The sequence below is a fragment of the Labrys sp. F242 genome (assembly GCF_057813875.1).
On record NZ_JBVASG010000006.1, the window covers coordinates 78872 to 93205 of the forward strand.

Genomic DNA, 14334 nt, shown 5'->3' on the forward strand with positions numbered 1-14334 from the left:
AATCGCCTCAGACCTGAGAAAAATTTGGGGATACATGATCCGCTCGCATCTGCCTCTCAATGCCCTGCGCGCCTTCGAGGCCGCGGCGCGCCATCTCAGCTTCACCGGTGCCGGGCTGGAATTGCGCGTGACCCAGACCGCCGTGAGCCACCAGGTGAAGAATCTGGAGGAGATCCTGGGCGTGCGCCTGTTTCGTCGCCTGCCGCGCGGCCTTGCCCTCACCGAGGAGGGCCAGGCCCTCGTCCCGGTTCTCAACGAGGCCTTCGGGCGCATCGGCGCCACGCTCGACCGCTTCGAGAAGGGTCATTTTCGCGAGGTGGTGACGGTCGGCGTGGTTGGAACCTTCGCTGCCGGCTGGCTGTTGCCGCGCCTGCATTCCTTTCGCGAGGCTCACCCTTTCATCGATTTGCGCGTCCTGACCAACAACAACCGGATCAATCTGGCCGGCGACGGGCTCGACTATGCCATCCGCTTCGGCGACGGCTTGTGGCACGGCACCGAGGCGATACTGCTCATGCCTGCTCCACTTTCGCCCGCTTGCGCGCCGGCGGTCGCCAAACGCCTGCGTCAGCCGACGGATCTCGTCGGCGAAGTGCTGCTGCGCTCCTATCGCGAGGATGAATGGCAACTCTGGTTCGCTGCGGCACACGCGAGCGGTCCGACCACTTCTGCGGTGGTCTTCGATTCCTCGGTCACCATGGCCGAAGCGATCGCGCAGGGCACCGGCGTCGGCCTGCTGCCGATTGCCATGTTCTCCGATGCGCTCGCGACGGGCCGGCTGGTACGCCCCTTTGAGATCGAGGTTCACGCCGGTTCATACTGGCTGACCCACCTCAAATCCCGCCAGCCTTCACCTGCGATGCTGGCTTTTCGAATCTGGCTCCTGGCAAACTGCCAGACGGAGACAACGCTGCCTGCCTGACGACAACGATTCGCCGATCTCAGACACGATGATGGGGCGGCCTGTGCCGGTCGCGGCAATCAGCTCCGAAATGGCTCATGCCGGTTTGGCAACCAGCTCCATCAGGACGATCTCGATCGGATCACCACCGACACCGTGGGAAAAATGCCCGGTCCGCACCGTCGCAAAGCCATGGTGCCGATAGAAGCTCTCGGCGTTGCGGGTCGCTTCCACCTTGATCGGCCCGCTATGTCCTGCCCTCGCCGTTTCAATGCCGATCTGGAGCAGGCGCTTGCCCAGCCCGGCTCCCGCCGTCTCCGGCAACAGGAACAGGCGCGTCACCTCACCGGCTTCGGCGTCGACGAAGCCGACGATCGAGCCCGCTTTCTCCGCCACCACCGCACCGCCCTGCGCGATAACGCCCTCATAGAAAGTCGCGTCGCGATCCCCCATCCACCCAGCAAGCTGCGCCGCCGAATAATGGCTCCCCGCCAATCCCAGCACCGATCGACGGGTTACCTCGAACAGCGCGGCCCCGTCACCTGCGTGGGCCGGGCGCAACGTGATTCCAGCCGCATGGTCCATGCCGCTTACGCCAAGGCCTCGCGAATAGCCCGGACGGCGGCCAGGCTGGCGCGCGTCCGCGGTGCGTGCAGGAATTCCGGCCAGCTCGACAGCACCACGGCCGCGAATTCGCCGACAGGATCGATATAGATCAGCTGCCCGAACACGCCGCGCGCCATATAGGCGCCGCGCTCGACATCCTCGATCCAGAACTGGTTGTGATAAGCACCGCTCGGAAGGATGTCGCGATAGACGCCCTGGAACAGATCGGGCCGGGCGCCGAAGCGGGTGTCCTCAAGCCAGGCGGAAGGCAGAAGACGCCGGCCGGCGATCTCCCCGCCCCCGAGATGGAGCAGTGCAAAGCGCGCATAATCCCGCAAGGTGGCGTTGAAGCCGCCGTCAGCCAGACCGTAGCCGGCGGAATCCACGGTGAAATAGGCGTCCTCCTCGGCACCCATCGGCGCCCATAGCTCTCGGCTCACCAGTTCGGGCAGCTTGAGGCCGGAAGCGCTCTGCAGGATGAAGGCCAGCACATCCGTCTCGACTGAGCGGTAGTTGAATATGGCACCATGGACGTTTTGACTGGCCTGGAGCTGCAGGATCAGCTCGAAGACATGAGCAGGCCAGCTCGGGTCCTTGCGTGCTTTCCAACCACTGGCCACGTCCATCTTGGCGATGTGAGAATCAAGCGCCGTATAGGTTTCGTCGAATACGACGCCGGTCGTCATGTCGAGCACTTGCTGCACGGTGGCGCCACGATAGGCCGTGGCCTCCAGCTCCGGCAGATAATAGGTGACCGGCGCGGCCGGATCGAGCAGGCCCCGCCCGATCAGAATGCCGGCGACCGTGGCAACCACGGATTTGGCGACCGATTGCGACAGATGCTGGCTATGGCCGGTCATGCCGTTGAAATAGCGTTCGGCCACGACCTTGCCGCGATGCAGCACCAGGAGACCGTCGGCGTAATTCGCTTCGAAGAAGCTTCCGACCGTCGCCGGCTGACCGTCGCTCTCGAAGGCGATCCCGTCTATGTCCTGCAAGGCAGGCGGCAGCGGAGTCGCCGGGCCAGTCCCGCGCCAGACCTGCGCCGTCGGCACCAGCTCCCGCACATGCTGGAACGACCAGCGGTTCCATGGTGCACGATCCCAATCCTCACGTGGGATGGAGGCGGCACCGAGAAGGGTCGGTTCCTGTGTCGATTCTTGGAGCTCCGGCAGGCGGCTGTCATACATTCTCTGCGTCTTCCTTTCGGCTAAAGCGTTTTGTGATTTGACCGAGTCACCTAGAATCGCAAAGACGCGTCGGAACAAAGAGTTAGAGAAAAAGTGCGATTCGGAGAAATCGCGCTTTGCTCTAGCGGGCAAGATGGCTCGAGAGACCGGCCCGATCGTTTTGGTAACCCGTCCTTACTCGATAATTCTTGCCTCCTCGGGCAACATGATAGGGAAACCCTCACGGATGGGATAGGCGAGCTTGGCCGCGCGCGATATCAGCTCCTGCTTTTCCGCATCATATTCCAGCGTCGTCTTGGTCAGAGGACAGACCAAAAGCTCCAAAAGCTTCGGGTCGGTCAGCGGCGGCGGGCGATGCGGCGTCGGCGTGGCCATCGGCACTCACTCTCACTGCAGCGGCGTATCGGAGCCGTCGCCGCTCTTGGCCAGTTCGATCTGGGTGATGGCGATCAGGATCTCGGCGCGCTCGCGCAGGCACGAGGCTTCGAGCAGCGCCTGTTTCTCACGCCGCCCGAACGGACTCATCATCGACAGGGCATTGACCAGCGCCTCGTTGGAGGCCTCGTGGATGTCGTTCCAATCGACCTGGAAGCGGTTGACGGCCAGATAGGCGCGCAGCGTATCGATCAGGCTCTTGCGATCGACCTCTTCCTCGCCCGCACGCGGCGTGAAATCGACGGCGAAAGGTTCGGCCGTGACGCGGCATTGCCGATAGGCCGTCGGGACCGTCTCTTCCGACAAGACCTTGAAGCGCGAGATGCCGGTGAGCTGGATGAGGTAGCGCCCATCGCCTGTTTCGGCAAATTGAGTGAGGCGTCCGATGCAGCCGACCTGGAACAGGCGCGGCATGGTCTCGTTATCCTCGTCCTCGGGCTGAATCATGCCGATCAGGCGTGGCCCCTTCAGCACATCATCGATCATGGCGAGATAGCGCGGCTCGAAGATGTTCAGCGGCAGTTGCCCCCGAGGCAGCAACAGTGCACCTGCCAGGGGAAAGACTGGAATGACGGGAGGCAGATCCGCCTCCGTCTTGAACAAGGGATGCATCGGCTGCCATTCCTCAAACGACCAAAAGCGTTTTGCGATTTGACGGAACCACCCAGAATCGCAAAAACGCGTCGAGACAAAAAGTTAGAGCAAACGAGCGTTCACGCTTGAACGCTTTTTTGCTCAAGAGGCCGCGACTGCGATCCCCCAACAATATCTTACGGCCTGCTGGCGGCGCGCGTCACTATTTATGAGAACAGGATCGACGACAGCCGGCGACGGCCATAGATGGTGTTCTCATCCATCGGGCCCCAGGCCTCGAAGAACTGCACAAGCTGTTTGCGCGCGCCGTCATCGTTCCACTTGCGGTCGCGCCGGGCAATGTCGAGCAGTTGGTCGACGGCGTCCTCACGCCGATTGGCGGCAACCAAAGCCAGGGCATAGTCGAATCTGGCCTGAAAATTCTTCGGATCGGCTTCCACCTGGCGGGCCAGCCCTTGCAGATCGCCGACATCGCTGGCCTGTTCGGCGAGCTCCAACGCAGCCCGGGCGCTGGCGATGAGGGGATCATTCTCCTTGCCCTTGGGGGTAAGCGAAAGTGTGGCTTTGGCCTGTTCCAATTCCCCGGCGGCAAGCGCGCAGCGCGCCAGGCCAGCGATTGCCTTTAGATTCTCGGCATCCTGTTCGAAAATCTGCGCAAAAAGTTGGGCAGCCGCCGCACCCTCGCCCTCGTTCAGCAAGGCCTCGGCCTCGGCCAGCATGGCCTCCGTGTCCGGATCGCCGCCCGGGCCCGCAATCTTCGTGATGAATTCCTTGATCTGGCTTTCTGGAATAGCGCCCATGAAGCCGTCGACGGGCTGGCCCTTGGAGAAGGCGAAGACGGCGGGAATCGACTGCACCCCCAATTGCCCGGCGATTTGCGGATATTTGTCGATATCCATCTTCACCAGTTTGACCTTGCCCTTGGCCGCTAGCACCGTCTTCTCGAGAATGGGGCCCAATTGCTTGCACGGACCGCACCATTCAGCCCAGAAATCGACCAGCACCGGCTGCTTCATCGATTCCTGAATCACGTCGGCCATGAAGGTCTGAGTGGTGGTATCCTTGATCAGGCCGTTGGTCCCGGCAGCATCGTTGCTCATCATTCCTACCCGCTTGGAAAGCTTCGTCTGCGGTTAGATGGGGGCAAATCGCCGCGAAGGCAACCGTCACGCATGTCATTGCCGTACGAAACAATAGATTTCGTCTTGCTTGTTGCGAGAATGGAACGAATGGAACTCCATACCTATTTTTCGCCAACAAGGCTCGAAAGGGGTAACAGTGGTAGTCAACCACCAGCAAAACGACCGCGTGACATATCGAAGAGCGTCGCCTGGTGCCTCGTATAGAAAGAAAACATATTCGCCTATACATACAGAACTGAGAGGATATTTTCGAAGATTAAAGTTTCTTCATCGTATTCGGAAACTTCACTCAAATCACGGCGAATTCACGCCACCCTCAATATAACCTGCCTACACGAACCGGGAAGGCGGAAATCGCCTTATGCCTCAATATGATACCTTTTTGGGCTGACGATAGGGAAGGTCCCTTTCGGATTAATCCCAAAAGACTTTCGCGAATAGTCGTTTCTGTGAGATAAATGACACATCGCGATGATCAATATTCTGGCATCCTATTATTCGTGAATCGTTTTACTTTTCGGACTCCGCGGCAAAGAAGTTCGTGGCGGACGACGAAGCTGGATGTGTGAGACAACAGGCCGTTCAGGCCTGTCACGCAGAACAGCCATACAAGTGTAATGGCTCGCATCCTAACGACGTATTAGGATGAAAGCCCAACTCACAAGAAGACTTGCAGAGGAAGTAACGCCAGAATTTTCAAGAGGCCAAATCATGAGTCATCACGTCACCTGCAATGACATGCTGGACTGCCATGATCACAGACAAACGGAACCAAGCGTTCTGACTGTTGCAGACCGCAAAGTCGTCCTGCTGATCGAGAGTCGCCCCCTGCTGGGCGAGATCTTTTCACATGCCCTCAAAGAAGCTGCCGACGATATCGACGTCCGCATCATGGGCTCTCCCGGAGAAGGTGGCCCGCAAGCCTCGCTCGCCATACTGAGCCTGGTACAGCGCAGCACCGATCCGCTCTTCATCGCCTTTGTCATCCAGCAATTACAAGCCCGCATCGGCAAGCTGCCTTTGCTGGTGGTCACCGACAACAGCGATCCTTCGATTGGCAGATTGATGGACGAGGCCGGCGTCCACAGCTGGATCACCGCCTCGATGGGCTTCAATGCCATGGTAAGCGCGATCCGGCAGGTCCTGTCGCTGCCACCGCGCCAGGAAACGCCTGCTCGGCCTACCGCCTATTCGAACGCAACCGCCCTGTTGGCGGAGCAGCCATTGAATACGCCCAAACCGCAGCCCGAGCGTCGTCTGCGTTCCGATATCCACCTCAACCTGACAGACCGCGAGATGGATGTCCTGAGCCTGCTTCAGAAGGGCAAGCAGAACAAAATCATTGCGCATGCCCTCAACATTTCCGAGAGCACCGCAAAGGTTCATATTCGCAACATCATGCGCAAATTCCACCTGCGCAACCGGACCGAAGTGGCCCTGATGTGCGGCAGCCAGATGCGAGCGCCCGGCACCACCATGATGATCGGGCCCGATTGCGAGGACAGCCAAATGGCCGTTCCAGCCATCGCCTATTGACCACCACGACGTAAGACGTCCGATGGACCGGGCTGGGTGTGTTGGGGAACTCTGATCCAGCCGTTCCACACTTTGAATATCTTCCCTCTTGAACAATCCGGGGCCTTTGAGCTGCATGGCACGCATCAGCGTCGTCACGCGGCAATATTTGTCGTTCCCAAATCAATTTTTAGTATATCGCCATTGAATTAATACCCCTTTGTACTAATTCCAATAGACAAGTTTCCCTACACTGAAAAAACAATAAGATTAAAACTGTAATCACCGCGGGCTTAAAGCACACGCTTCTGCTGATTACAGCCTTAAGCACCTCACAAGACAGACCGAGTGGAGAGACAATTATGAAATCGCTTCTCATCGCATCCGCCCTGATCCTGAGCGTCTCCAGCGCCGCGATGGCCTTCAGCGTCGGCAGTGGCAACGGCAACGGCAACGGCAATGTCGGCTTCGGCAACGGCAACGGCAACGGCAACGCCAATACCGGCGCCTTCAACGGCAACGGCAACGGAAACGGCAACTGGGGCGCCCTCAACGGCAACCTGAACGGCAACGGGAATAGCGGCGCTGTCAACGGAAACGGCAACGGCAACGGCAACGCCGGCATCGGCAACGGCAACGTGAATGGCAACGGCAACACCGGCCTCGGCAACGGCAATGCCAACGGCAACCACAACTTCGGCTTCGGCAACGGCAACGTGAACGGCAATGCCAACTATGGCATCGGCAACGGCAACCTGAACGGCAACCACAACTGGGGTGCCCTCAGCGGCAACGGCAACGGCAACGGCAACCAGTAAGTCTTGCCTGCTCTCAGGGAGCTGGCCTGGCCTTCCTCCCGGCCACCAGTCGGCTCCCACTTCCCCTGGCGTTCAGCATTCGCTCCTGGAATTCTGAAATCTGGATGCGGCATTTCGCTTCCCTCCCTGCTCCGGCGTAGCGTTCCACGGACGGCCGACGGAAGAGGATCCTGCATCCAGGCCTTTTGGCCGAGCTCCAGGTAGCTCGACCTGACGGAACGAACAGCCCCGAGCGTGCAGGCCTAGTCACATTGCATCATGGACGGGCCGCGGCAGCGACTGACCGCACCGCCCGATCATCGAACACGCCTCTCCGCCTTCGGGTCAGGCTGTTTTTCGAGTCGCAAGAAAGGACAGTATTATGCGCACCCTCCTCACGCGGCTGCTGCTGAGTGCGGCACTGGTTTGCACCCCGGTCCTCAGCGCCTATGCGGGAACCGGCAATGGCAACGGCAATGGCAACGGCAACACCGGAACCGGAAACGGAAACGGAAACGGAAACGGCAATTCCGGTACCAACAACGGCAACGGAAACGGCAATAACAACTCCGGAACCGGCAACGGCAATATGAACGGCAACGGCAATACCGGCACCGGCAATGGCAACATGAACGGCAACGGAAACACCGGAACCGGCAATGGCAATATGAACGGCAATGGCAATACCGGCACCGACAATGGCAACTATAACGGCAACGGCAATACCGGGACCGCCAACGGCAATCTGAACGGCAACGGCAACACCGGCATGTTGAACGGCAACTACAATGGCAATTTCAACACCGGGACCGGTAACGGCAACATGAACGGCAATGGCAATTACGGCATTGGCGGGCCCGGCGGCCCGACACCCGGTGGCGTATCGGTCACGGCGACGACGTCCTCCCCTGCAAGGGCCCTAACCGAGCGATACGGTTGCAACATTCTCAACAATGGCTGCACCTCGCATTGAGATGAAAGCCAACAGGGCGCCTCCTCCCGATTTGGAGGCGCACCGAACACCCATTCGGGGCGCACGATCATCCAGCAATCGCCAGGCATCGATCTCGCGGCGCGAAGCGCCTCCAGAAAGAGCGGGCCGCATGTGCATCTGCCCTCGCCCCCGTCAAGGGATCGGAAGACCATAATGGGAAAGCTCTGCCTTTCCCGAACCCAGTCCAGGAAAGGTAGAACCATGAGAATGACCCTGCTCCATGCGGCGCTGTGCGCCGCACTGGCCTGCACCTCGATCTCCGCCGCTCATGCCTTCAGCTCCGGCAATGGCAATGGCAACGGAAACGGCAATGTCGGCATCGGTAACGGCAACGCCAATGGTAACGCCAATACCGGCATCGCCAACGGGAACGGCAACGGAAATGGCAATTGGGGCGGCTTCAACGGCAACGCCAATGGCAACGCCAATAGCGGCCTGGCCAACGGCAATGGCAACGGCAATGGCAATTACGGCCTTGGCAGCGGCAATTTGAACGGCAATGCCAATTCCGGCACACTGAACGGCAACGCCAACGGCAATGGCCCGCCGGACGCCCATGGCAACATCGGTTACGGCAATGGCGGGACCGGCAATATCGGCGCCTTCAACGGCCGTGGAAACACCAGCTCCACCAGCGGCAACAACAACATCGGCGCCGCGAACGGCAACTACAATGGTGGCATGTTCAACGGCAACGGCAATATCGGCTCGTTCAACGGCAACGGGAACGGGCGGCCATAGGAAGCTGTCGAGGCAGCTTCGGCCGGATCGATCACCAAGGGTCGATCCGGCCTTTATGCTTTATACTGAACCACGCTGTTCCTGATCAAAGGAATGCAATCATGATCGCAGACCTCGATATCGGCTGCTGGCAATCCTCGCCTTCCCTGCAGGTTCCGGCGCTTTCCCGCTGCCACATTTCGGCGCGGCATCAAGGGACGCCGCAAATCGAGATACTACGGAAAGATGATGTTATCTTGGTTCAATACAATGTTGGCCAAGGAAACAACAACGGTAATGGCAATACCGGCAACTTTAATGGAAACTTCAACCAGGGAAACAACAACGGCAATTTTAATTCTGGCAATGGCAACGGAAATTGCTTCACCAGCGATAACAACGAAAACCATAACGACACAATGTATAGATGGGACTACAAGCGCATGATGGAAGAACTTCAGCGCTGCGGCATTACTCCCCGTCAGGTTCCTTAGCGAAAAAATATTGTATTCATTGCGAGAATCCCATTTGTAGCGTAGCCTCCAACACACCTCATAGACTTGCCGAAAGTTTGTGAACGTGTTTGTGCTTGGGGGAACGCATATGAAATCGCTTACAAAGAGTATTGTCTATTTCTTCGCCGTCGCCATCTTCCTTGCCGCCGCTTCGCTGGCGCAGGCACAGAACGGGACAGGCAACGGCAATAATTCAGGCGACGGATCGGGTAACGGCAACGGCAACGGCAACATCACCGGCAATGTCGGCGGCGCCACTTTGAATAATCGCGATCGGCGCCAGGCTCCCGCGGCGTTTGCCCCCGGCCTTGCGGCAGCAGGCATCGAGGCCTGCCTCGGCAGTGTCAGCCTTGGCGGTTCGGGCGCCGGCTTCGGCTTCAGCTTCGGTACCACGAAGCTCGACCAGGGCTGCAACATCCGCCTTTTTGCCCGCACGCTACAATCCATGGGCTATCGCAGGGCCGCCACCCAGATGCTGTGCTATGACGCCGATGTTGCCGGCGCCTTGGCGACGGAAGGCATTCGCTGCCAGGTCGGCCCTAGGGCCGCACCATCGACCGGCGTAGCCGGTGTGCAGCAGCCGGCGCAGCGTTATGCCGGCGGCGCCACGGCTGCCCCAACCGCCTATGCGCCTCGCCGCAAATGCATGAAATATGATATTTTCCGCGGCTGCCTCGACTGAGCGAGATCGGGCCCGTCAGCGATCCGACAGGCTTCCTGACCGGTGCCCCCGCATAAAGCCAGAACCAGGAGGCATTGAAAATGGCTTCTGGTTCTTCTTCTCGATTTTCACCTAATCTTTGATTTGGTGTCTGATATCGACAGATGTTCGGGTCTCGGATGCGTCAGCATCTCCGAGACTTGCTCCTAATGTCGGGAACTTTAGAGCCAGGCGCGCGCTTTGCCGGAACCGCGCCTGGTCTCAGGCGTCAGCCTGCTGAGGCTGCGATACCGCAAGGATTTTGGGCTCGTGGCCCGTCGCCCGTAGAAAGGCAATGAGGTCTTCGCGGGCGATCGTGGTGGTCTGCGTATTGACCAGCGGATGATGGTTGAGCTTGTCGTTCTCGAGCAGCCCCTGGTCGAGCACGACAACAACCTGCCCTTCGGTATCGTTGATGGCGCCGAAGGGCGTGACCGCGCCAGGCAAGACACCCCAGATCTGCGTCAGCAAATCGGCCGAACCGAAGGACACCTTGCCTTGGGCGCCGATGATCTCGTGGATGCGCTTGAGATCGACGCTGGCATCTTCTTCCAGAACCACCAGGAACAGCCTGCCCTTGCGGTCCTTCAGGAACAGGTTCTTGGTGTGCCCACCGGCAATCTGGCCCCGCAGCGCCTTCGAATCCTCCACCGTGAACAGAGGCGGATGCTCGATCGTCGTCACGGCGATTCCGAGCTTGTCGAGGAAAGCGAAAAGATCGTCAGGCGTAGCCGGCATGGTTCGAGGTCTCCAGGAAAGGAACCCTGACTAGAACGACAGGCGGGTAGACGCAAGACTGGCCGACCAAAGCAAAGGGCTCCGCCATGCGGAGCCCTGGGAATTGGAACGGCAGCGGAATTGCGATCAGAACTTGTAGTTCACGCCGGCGCGCACCGTATGTACGGAGACATCAGCCTTGGCGGTGACCTGGGCAATGTCGCTGTTCGCCTTGATTGTCTCGGCCTTGCCGAGATCGACATAGAGATATTCGGCCCGAATGGTCCAGTTCTGTGTCAGCGCATATTCGGCGCCTGCGCCCAGGGCCCAGCCGAACTTGGTGTCCGATCCAGACAGATTGGTGCCGGCCGTGCTGACCTTCGACTTCACCTTGCCATAGGCCAAGCCGCCGGTACCGTAGACCAGGACATTGTCGAAGGCGTAGCCGGCACGCACGCGAGCCGTACCGAACCAGTCGAGCTCCGTCTTCACCGTAACGGGAATGTTCCGATCGCCAATGAAAGTCTTCTTCGAATCGAGGCCGGCATATTGCAGGTCGGCTTCGGCGCCAACAACCCAATGCGGGTCGAGCTGGTAGTTGTAGCCGATCTGGCCGCCACCGACGAAGCCATTGGCAGTATCCTTGACGCGGGCGAGGCCACCGTTCAGGCCAAAACCGAGTGCGTTTTCCAGTTCCTGCCCGCCCGTGGTCGGCACCGCCTTCAAATCCGTGTCGAGATTGCCGCGGCCATAGCCCGCGCTCAGACCGGCATAGAACCCGGTCCAGGTGAAGGACGGCACGATTTCCGGAGCGACCGGCTCGACAGGCGGCGGCGCCAAGTCGGCGGCGAATGCCGCTGCCGGCGCAAGAATGACGACGCCCGCAAGCAGAGCATTCCTAAGAATTTGCATTTTAATACCCCAGCACTTGGCACTTGTTACGCTCGAACGCCTGATAGCACCGCCTTTACATGAAATCCTATGACATAAATGCAACACTGGGTTTTTTATTGAGCAATCCATAACAGATATACTTAACAAGCATGGTTAATGACGCCAAGATCGCAGTTGTATTACGCAAGGTAATATAGGAGTTAACGTTGACGATGCCCCGTGCTGCGACTTCCGTTCGAACATCGGCGTTCCCCTCGCGGCCGAAATCGCGTAAAGGAGCGCCGTCGCAGAGACCTTGACCCTCTGATGGACGGAAGGATGCCATGTTGAACTCACTCGACCTGCCGCGCCGGCCGCAGGATACCCGTGTCGTTGTTGCCATGTCGGGCGGCGTCGACTCGTCCGTTTGTGCCGCTCTTCTCAAGGAGCAGGGCTATGACGTGATCGGAGTGACGCTTCAGCTCTACGACCATGGTGCCGCCGTTCACCGCAAGGGCGCCTGCTGCGCCGGCCAGGACATTCACGACGCGCGCGAAGTCGCCGACCGTATCGGCATTCCTCATTACGTGCTCGACTATGAAAGCCGCTTCAAGGAAGCGGTGATCGACCGTTTCGCCGATTCCTATGTGGCTGGTGAAACACCGATCCCCTGTGTCGAATGCAACCAGCGCGTCAAGTTCCGTGACCTGCTCGGCACCGCGCGTGACCTCGGCGCTGACGTGCTCGCCACCGGTCATTACGTCGCGAGTCGCGCCGTGCCCGGCGGGCGCGGCCTGTTCCGGCCGCGCGATGCCGAGCGCGACCAAAGCTATTTCATGTTCGCCACCACCAAGGAGCAGCTCGACATCCTGCGCTTCCCACTTGGCGACATGACCAAGCCGGAAACCCGCCAGGCCGCCGAGCGTTTCGGCCTGTCGGTCGCCGCCAAGCCCGACAGTCAGGACATCTGCTTCGTACCATCAGGCCGTTACGCCCAGGTAATCGAGAAACTCAAGCCAGGCGCCGCCGTCCCCGGCGAGATCGTGCATCTCGACGGCCGGGTGCTCGGCCAGCACCAGGGTGTCATTCACTACACCATCGGCCAGCGCAAGGGGCTAGGCATTGCCACCGGCGAGCCGTTGCATGTCATCCGCCTCGATGCCGAGGCGGCGCGTGTGATCGTCGGCCCGCGCGAAGCGCTGGCGACCCGGCAGGTCGCCCTGCGCGACGTCAATTGGATCGGCGAGGGCGCTCTCGATGCCCTGCCTGCCGAGGGTCTGGAGATCGCAGTGCGCGTGCGCTCGACCCGCGCTCCCAAGCCGGCTTTGCTGCATTTCGGCCCGGAAGGTCCAACAATCGAACTCACCGAGGCTGAAGATGGCGTTTCGCCGGGGCAGGCGGCCGTGTTCTATGACCATGCCGATGGCCAGGCCCGAGTCCTCGGTGGCGGCTTCATCCGTGGTGCGCGGCCGCAGACCGTGTTCGCCTATGGCAGCCAGACGGTAGCGGCCTGAACCGCCTCGCCGACCATTGAGGGCGTGCGTTCCGGCCTTGCTTTGAGCTAAGCTCTGGTCGAAAAGGAGAGCCCTCCCTTCGAGGGTTCGCGTATAGATTGCTGCAACGGCGTGGTGCGATGGCCAGAGACCTAGATCCCTACAAGCTGTCTTCCCCCCGGATTTTCTTCATCCGCATGTTGATCTTCCTGGTGCTGGCAGCCTGCGTCACCGCCGTGCTCTATCGCCAGCTCTATATCGCCTTCATGGCCAATCCCGGCCTCAACGGCCTGATCATCTTCACGCTGCTGCTCGGCATCGTCTTCGGCTTCCGCCAGGTGATCCGCCTGCTGCCGGAAGTGCGCTGGGTCAATGCCTATCGCCTGCGCGATCCCGGCCTCGAGCTTCGCGACCAGCCGGTGATGCTGGCGCCCATGGCCACACTGCTCGGCGACAAGGTCGGCCGGCGCTCGATCTCGCTCTCGACCCTGCGCTCCATTCTCGAATCGATCGGCATGCGCCTCGACGAGCAGCGCGAGGTTTCACGCTATCTCACCGGCCTCCTGGTCTTCCTCGGCCTGCTCGGCACGTTCTGGGGGCTGATCGAGACGGTGGGCTCGGTCGGCAATGTCATCAATTCCATGTCGGTCGGCGGCGGCGACGCCAGCACCGTGTTCGAGAGCCTGAAAAGCGGCCTTGCCGCCCCGCTCAAGGGCATGGGTGTTTCGTTCTCGTCCTCGCTGTTCGGTCTTGCCGGTTCGCTCATCCTCGGTTTCCTCGACCTGCAGGCCGGCCAGGCCCAGAACCGCTTCTACACCGAGCTCGAAGACTGGCTCGCCGCCACCGTGACCGACATCGAGGCCGAGGGCCTGGCCCGCGGCGGCTCCGACGGCGAGATGGCGGCGATCAAGTCGGCGATCGAGCGCATGGCGGACGGCTCGCGCGAAGCCGGCTCTGGCCGCAACGCCACCGCCGCCATGGCCCAGCTCGCCGAGGGCATCCAGGGCCTGGTGCAGCACATGCGCTCCGAGCAGCAGATGATCCGCGACTGGGTCGAAAGCCAGGCCGAGCAGCAGCGCGACATCAAGAGCGTGCTCGAGCGCCTGATGCAAGAGCGCGAGAAGAACTGATGCCGGAGGCAG

At 60.3% G+C, this 14334-nt stretch carries 16 protein-coding genes; 9 read left to right on the top strand and 7 right to left on the bottom strand.

From position 1 onward, the window contains the following. Positions 1-34: 34 nt before the first annotated feature. On the top strand, positions 35-922 hold the full coding sequence (locus ACZYTC_RS28675; protein WP_488991151.1) for a LysR family transcriptional regulator: 888 nt from the start codon (positions 35-37) through the stop codon (positions 920-922). Positions 923-997: 75 nt separating this feature from the next. On the opposite strand, the gene ACZYTC_RS28680 is transcribed toward ACZYTC_RS28675, so the two are convergent. The 5 genes from ACZYTC_RS28680 to trxA all read right to left on the bottom strand — a co-directional run bounded on the left by ACZYTC_RS28680 (position 998) and on the right by trxA (position 4829). Next, positions 998-1486, bottom strand: coding sequence for a GNAT family N-acetyltransferase (locus ACZYTC_RS28680; RefSeq protein WP_488991152.1), 489 nt, complete (start codon positions 1484-1486; stop codon positions 998-1000). A gap of 5 nt (positions 1487-1491) precedes the next feature. Continuing rightward, positions 1492-2697 (bottom strand): serine hydrolase domain-containing protein, encoded by a 1206-nt coding sequence (locus tag ACZYTC_RS28685; protein WP_434959832.1) that lies wholly within the window; start codon positions 2695-2697, stop codon positions 1492-1494. A 174-nt stretch (positions 2698-2871) separates the two neighbouring features. Further along, positions 2872-3072: a Trm112 family protein gene (locus ACZYTC_RS28690; RefSeq protein ID WP_434959833.1), complete on the bottom strand. Its 201-nt coding sequence runs from the start codon at positions 3070-3072 to the stop codon at positions 2872-2874. Between the two features lie 12 nt (positions 3073-3084). After that, complete coding sequence (locus tag ACZYTC_RS28695) at positions 3085-3744, bottom strand: LON peptidase substrate-binding domain-containing protein (protein ID WP_434959834.1); 660 nt, start codon at positions 3742-3744, stop codon at positions 3085-3087. A 188-nt stretch (positions 3745-3932) separates the two neighbouring features. Beyond that, positions 3933-4829: a thioredoxin gene (gene trxA / locus ACZYTC_RS28700; protein ID WP_434959835.1), complete on the bottom strand. Its 897-nt coding sequence runs from the start codon at positions 4827-4829 to the stop codon at positions 3933-3935. A gap of 684 nt (positions 4830-5513) precedes the next feature. Between trxA and ACZYTC_RS28705 the strand changes: the two genes are divergently transcribed. The 6 genes from ACZYTC_RS28705 (at position 5514) to ACZYTC_RS28730 (ending at position 10091) form a co-directional block, all read left to right on the top strand. Next, entirely contained in the window at positions 5514-6404 is an 891-nt protein-coding gene (locus tag ACZYTC_RS28705; protein ID WP_434959836.1) for a helix-turn-helix transcriptional regulator, read from the top strand. Between the two features lie 341 nt (positions 6405-6745). Then, positions 6746-7201: a hypothetical protein gene (locus ACZYTC_RS28710; protein WP_434959837.1), complete on the top strand. Its 456-nt coding sequence runs from the start codon at positions 6746-6748 to the stop codon at positions 7199-7201. Positions 7202-7562: 361 nt separating this feature from the next. Then, positions 7563-8153, top strand: a complete 591-nt coding sequence (locus ACZYTC_RS28715; protein ID WP_434959838.1) for a hypothetical protein — start codon at positions 7563-7565, stop codon at positions 8151-8153. Between the two features lie 222 nt (positions 8154-8375). Continuing rightward, positions 8376-8915 (top strand): hypothetical protein, encoded by a 540-nt coding sequence (locus tag ACZYTC_RS28720; protein WP_434959839.1) that lies wholly within the window; start codon positions 8376-8378, stop codon positions 8913-8915. A gap of 101 nt (positions 8916-9016) precedes the next feature. Further along, complete coding sequence (locus ACZYTC_RS28725; RefSeq protein ID WP_434959840.1) at positions 9017-9388, top strand: hypothetical protein; 372 nt, start codon at positions 9017-9019, stop codon at positions 9386-9388. Between the two features lie 109 nt (positions 9389-9497). Next, positions 9498-10091, top strand: coding sequence for a hypothetical protein (locus ACZYTC_RS28730; protein WP_441771521.1), 594 nt, complete (start codon positions 9498-9500; stop codon positions 10089-10091). Between the two features lie 240 nt (positions 10092-10331). Here the strand turns inward: ACZYTC_RS28730 and ACZYTC_RS28735 are convergent, their stop codons facing one another. Together ACZYTC_RS28735 and ACZYTC_RS28740 are read right to left on the bottom strand one after the other, a co-directional pair. Further along, the gene (locus ACZYTC_RS28735) at positions 10332-10847 is read right to left on the bottom strand and encodes a prolyl-tRNA synthetase associated domain-containing protein (protein ID WP_488991153.1); all 516 of its coding nucleotides are present in this window, start codon (positions 10845-10847) and stop codon (positions 10332-10334) included. A 126-nt stretch (positions 10848-10973) separates the two neighbouring features. Further along, positions 10974-11738, bottom strand: coding sequence for an outer membrane protein (locus tag ACZYTC_RS28740; protein WP_488991154.1), 765 nt, complete (start codon positions 11736-11738; stop codon positions 10974-10976). A 305-nt stretch (positions 11739-12043) separates the two neighbouring features. On the opposite strand from ACZYTC_RS28740, the gene mnmA reads away from it, so the two are divergent. Both mnmA and ACZYTC_RS28750 read left to right on the top strand, forming a co-directional pair. After that, complete coding sequence (mnmA, locus tag ACZYTC_RS28745) at positions 12044-13213, top strand: tRNA 2-thiouridine(34) synthase MnmA (protein WP_488991155.1); 1170 nt, start codon at positions 12044-12046, stop codon at positions 13211-13213. Between the two features lie 119 nt (positions 13214-13332). Beyond that, positions 13333-14322 carry a flagellar motor protein MotA gene (locus ACZYTC_RS28750; RefSeq protein WP_105863874.1) on the top strand — a complete coding sequence of 330 codons (990 nt, stop codon included), beginning with the start codon at positions 13333-13335 and terminating at the stop codon, positions 14320-14322. Positions 14323-14334: the final 12 nt, after the last annotated feature.

What these genes read in the sequence shown, in the direction of transcription:
- ACZYTC_RS28710 (WP_434959837.1), top strand. Translation starts at nt 6,746, where the DNA reads ATGAAATCGCTTCTCATCGCATCCGCCCTGATCCTGAGCGTCTCCAGC.
- ACZYTC_RS28750 (WP_105863874.1), top strand. Translation starts at nt 13,333, where the DNA reads ATGGCCAGAGACCTAGATCCCTACAAGCTGTCTTCCCCCCGGATTTTC.
- ACZYTC_RS28715 (WP_434959838.1), top strand. Translation starts at nt 7,563, where the DNA reads ATGCGCACCCTCCTCACGCGGCTGCTGCTGAGTGCGGCACTGGTTTGC.
- ACZYTC_RS28690 (WP_434959833.1), bottom strand. Translation starts at nt 3,072, where the DNA reads ATGGCCACGCCGACGCCGCATCGCCCGCCGCCGCTGACCGACCCGAAG.
- mnmA (WP_488991155.1), top strand. Translation starts at nt 12,044, where the DNA reads ATGTTGAACTCACTCGACCTGCCGCGCCGGCCGCAGGATACCCGTGTC.
- ACZYTC_RS28675 (WP_488991151.1), top strand. Translation starts at nt 35, where the DNA reads ATGATCCGCTCGCATCTGCCTCTCAATGCCCTGCGCGCCTTCGAGGCC.
- ACZYTC_RS28695 (WP_434959834.1), bottom strand. Translation starts at nt 3,744, where the DNA reads ATGCATCCCTTGTTCAAGACGGAGGCGGATCTGCCTCCCGTCATTCCA.
- ACZYTC_RS28680 (WP_488991152.1), bottom strand. Translation starts at nt 1,486, where the DNA reads ATGGACCATGCGGCTGGAATCACGTTGCGCCCGGCCCACGCAGGTGAC.
- ACZYTC_RS28740 (WP_488991154.1), bottom strand. Translation starts at nt 11,738, where the DNA reads ATGCAAATTCTTAGGAATGCTCTGCTTGCGGGCGTCGTCATTCTTGCG.
- ACZYTC_RS28735 (WP_488991153.1), bottom strand. Translation starts at nt 10,847, where the DNA reads ATGCCGGCTACGCCTGACGATCTTTTCGCTTTCCTCGACAAGCTCGGA.
- ACZYTC_RS28705 (WP_434959836.1), top strand. Translation starts at nt 5,514, where the DNA reads ATGAAAGCCCAACTCACAAGAAGACTTGCAGAGGAAGTAACGCCAGAA.
- ACZYTC_RS28725 (WP_434959840.1), top strand. Translation starts at nt 9,017, where the DNA reads ATGATCGCAGACCTCGATATCGGCTGCTGGCAATCCTCGCCTTCCCTG.
- trxA (WP_434959835.1), bottom strand. Translation starts at nt 4,829, where the DNA reads ATGATGAGCAACGATGCTGCCGGGACCAACGGCCTGATCAAGGATACC.
- ACZYTC_RS28685 (WP_434959832.1), bottom strand. Translation starts at nt 2,697, where the DNA reads ATGTATGACAGCCGCCTGCCGGAGCTCCAAGAATCGACACAGGAACCG.
- ACZYTC_RS28720 (WP_434959839.1), top strand. Translation starts at nt 8,376, where the DNA reads ATGAGAATGACCCTGCTCCATGCGGCGCTGTGCGCCGCACTGGCCTGC.
- ACZYTC_RS28730 (WP_441771521.1), top strand. Translation starts at nt 9,498, where the DNA reads ATGAAATCGCTTACAAAGAGTATTGTCTATTTCTTCGCCGTCGCCATC.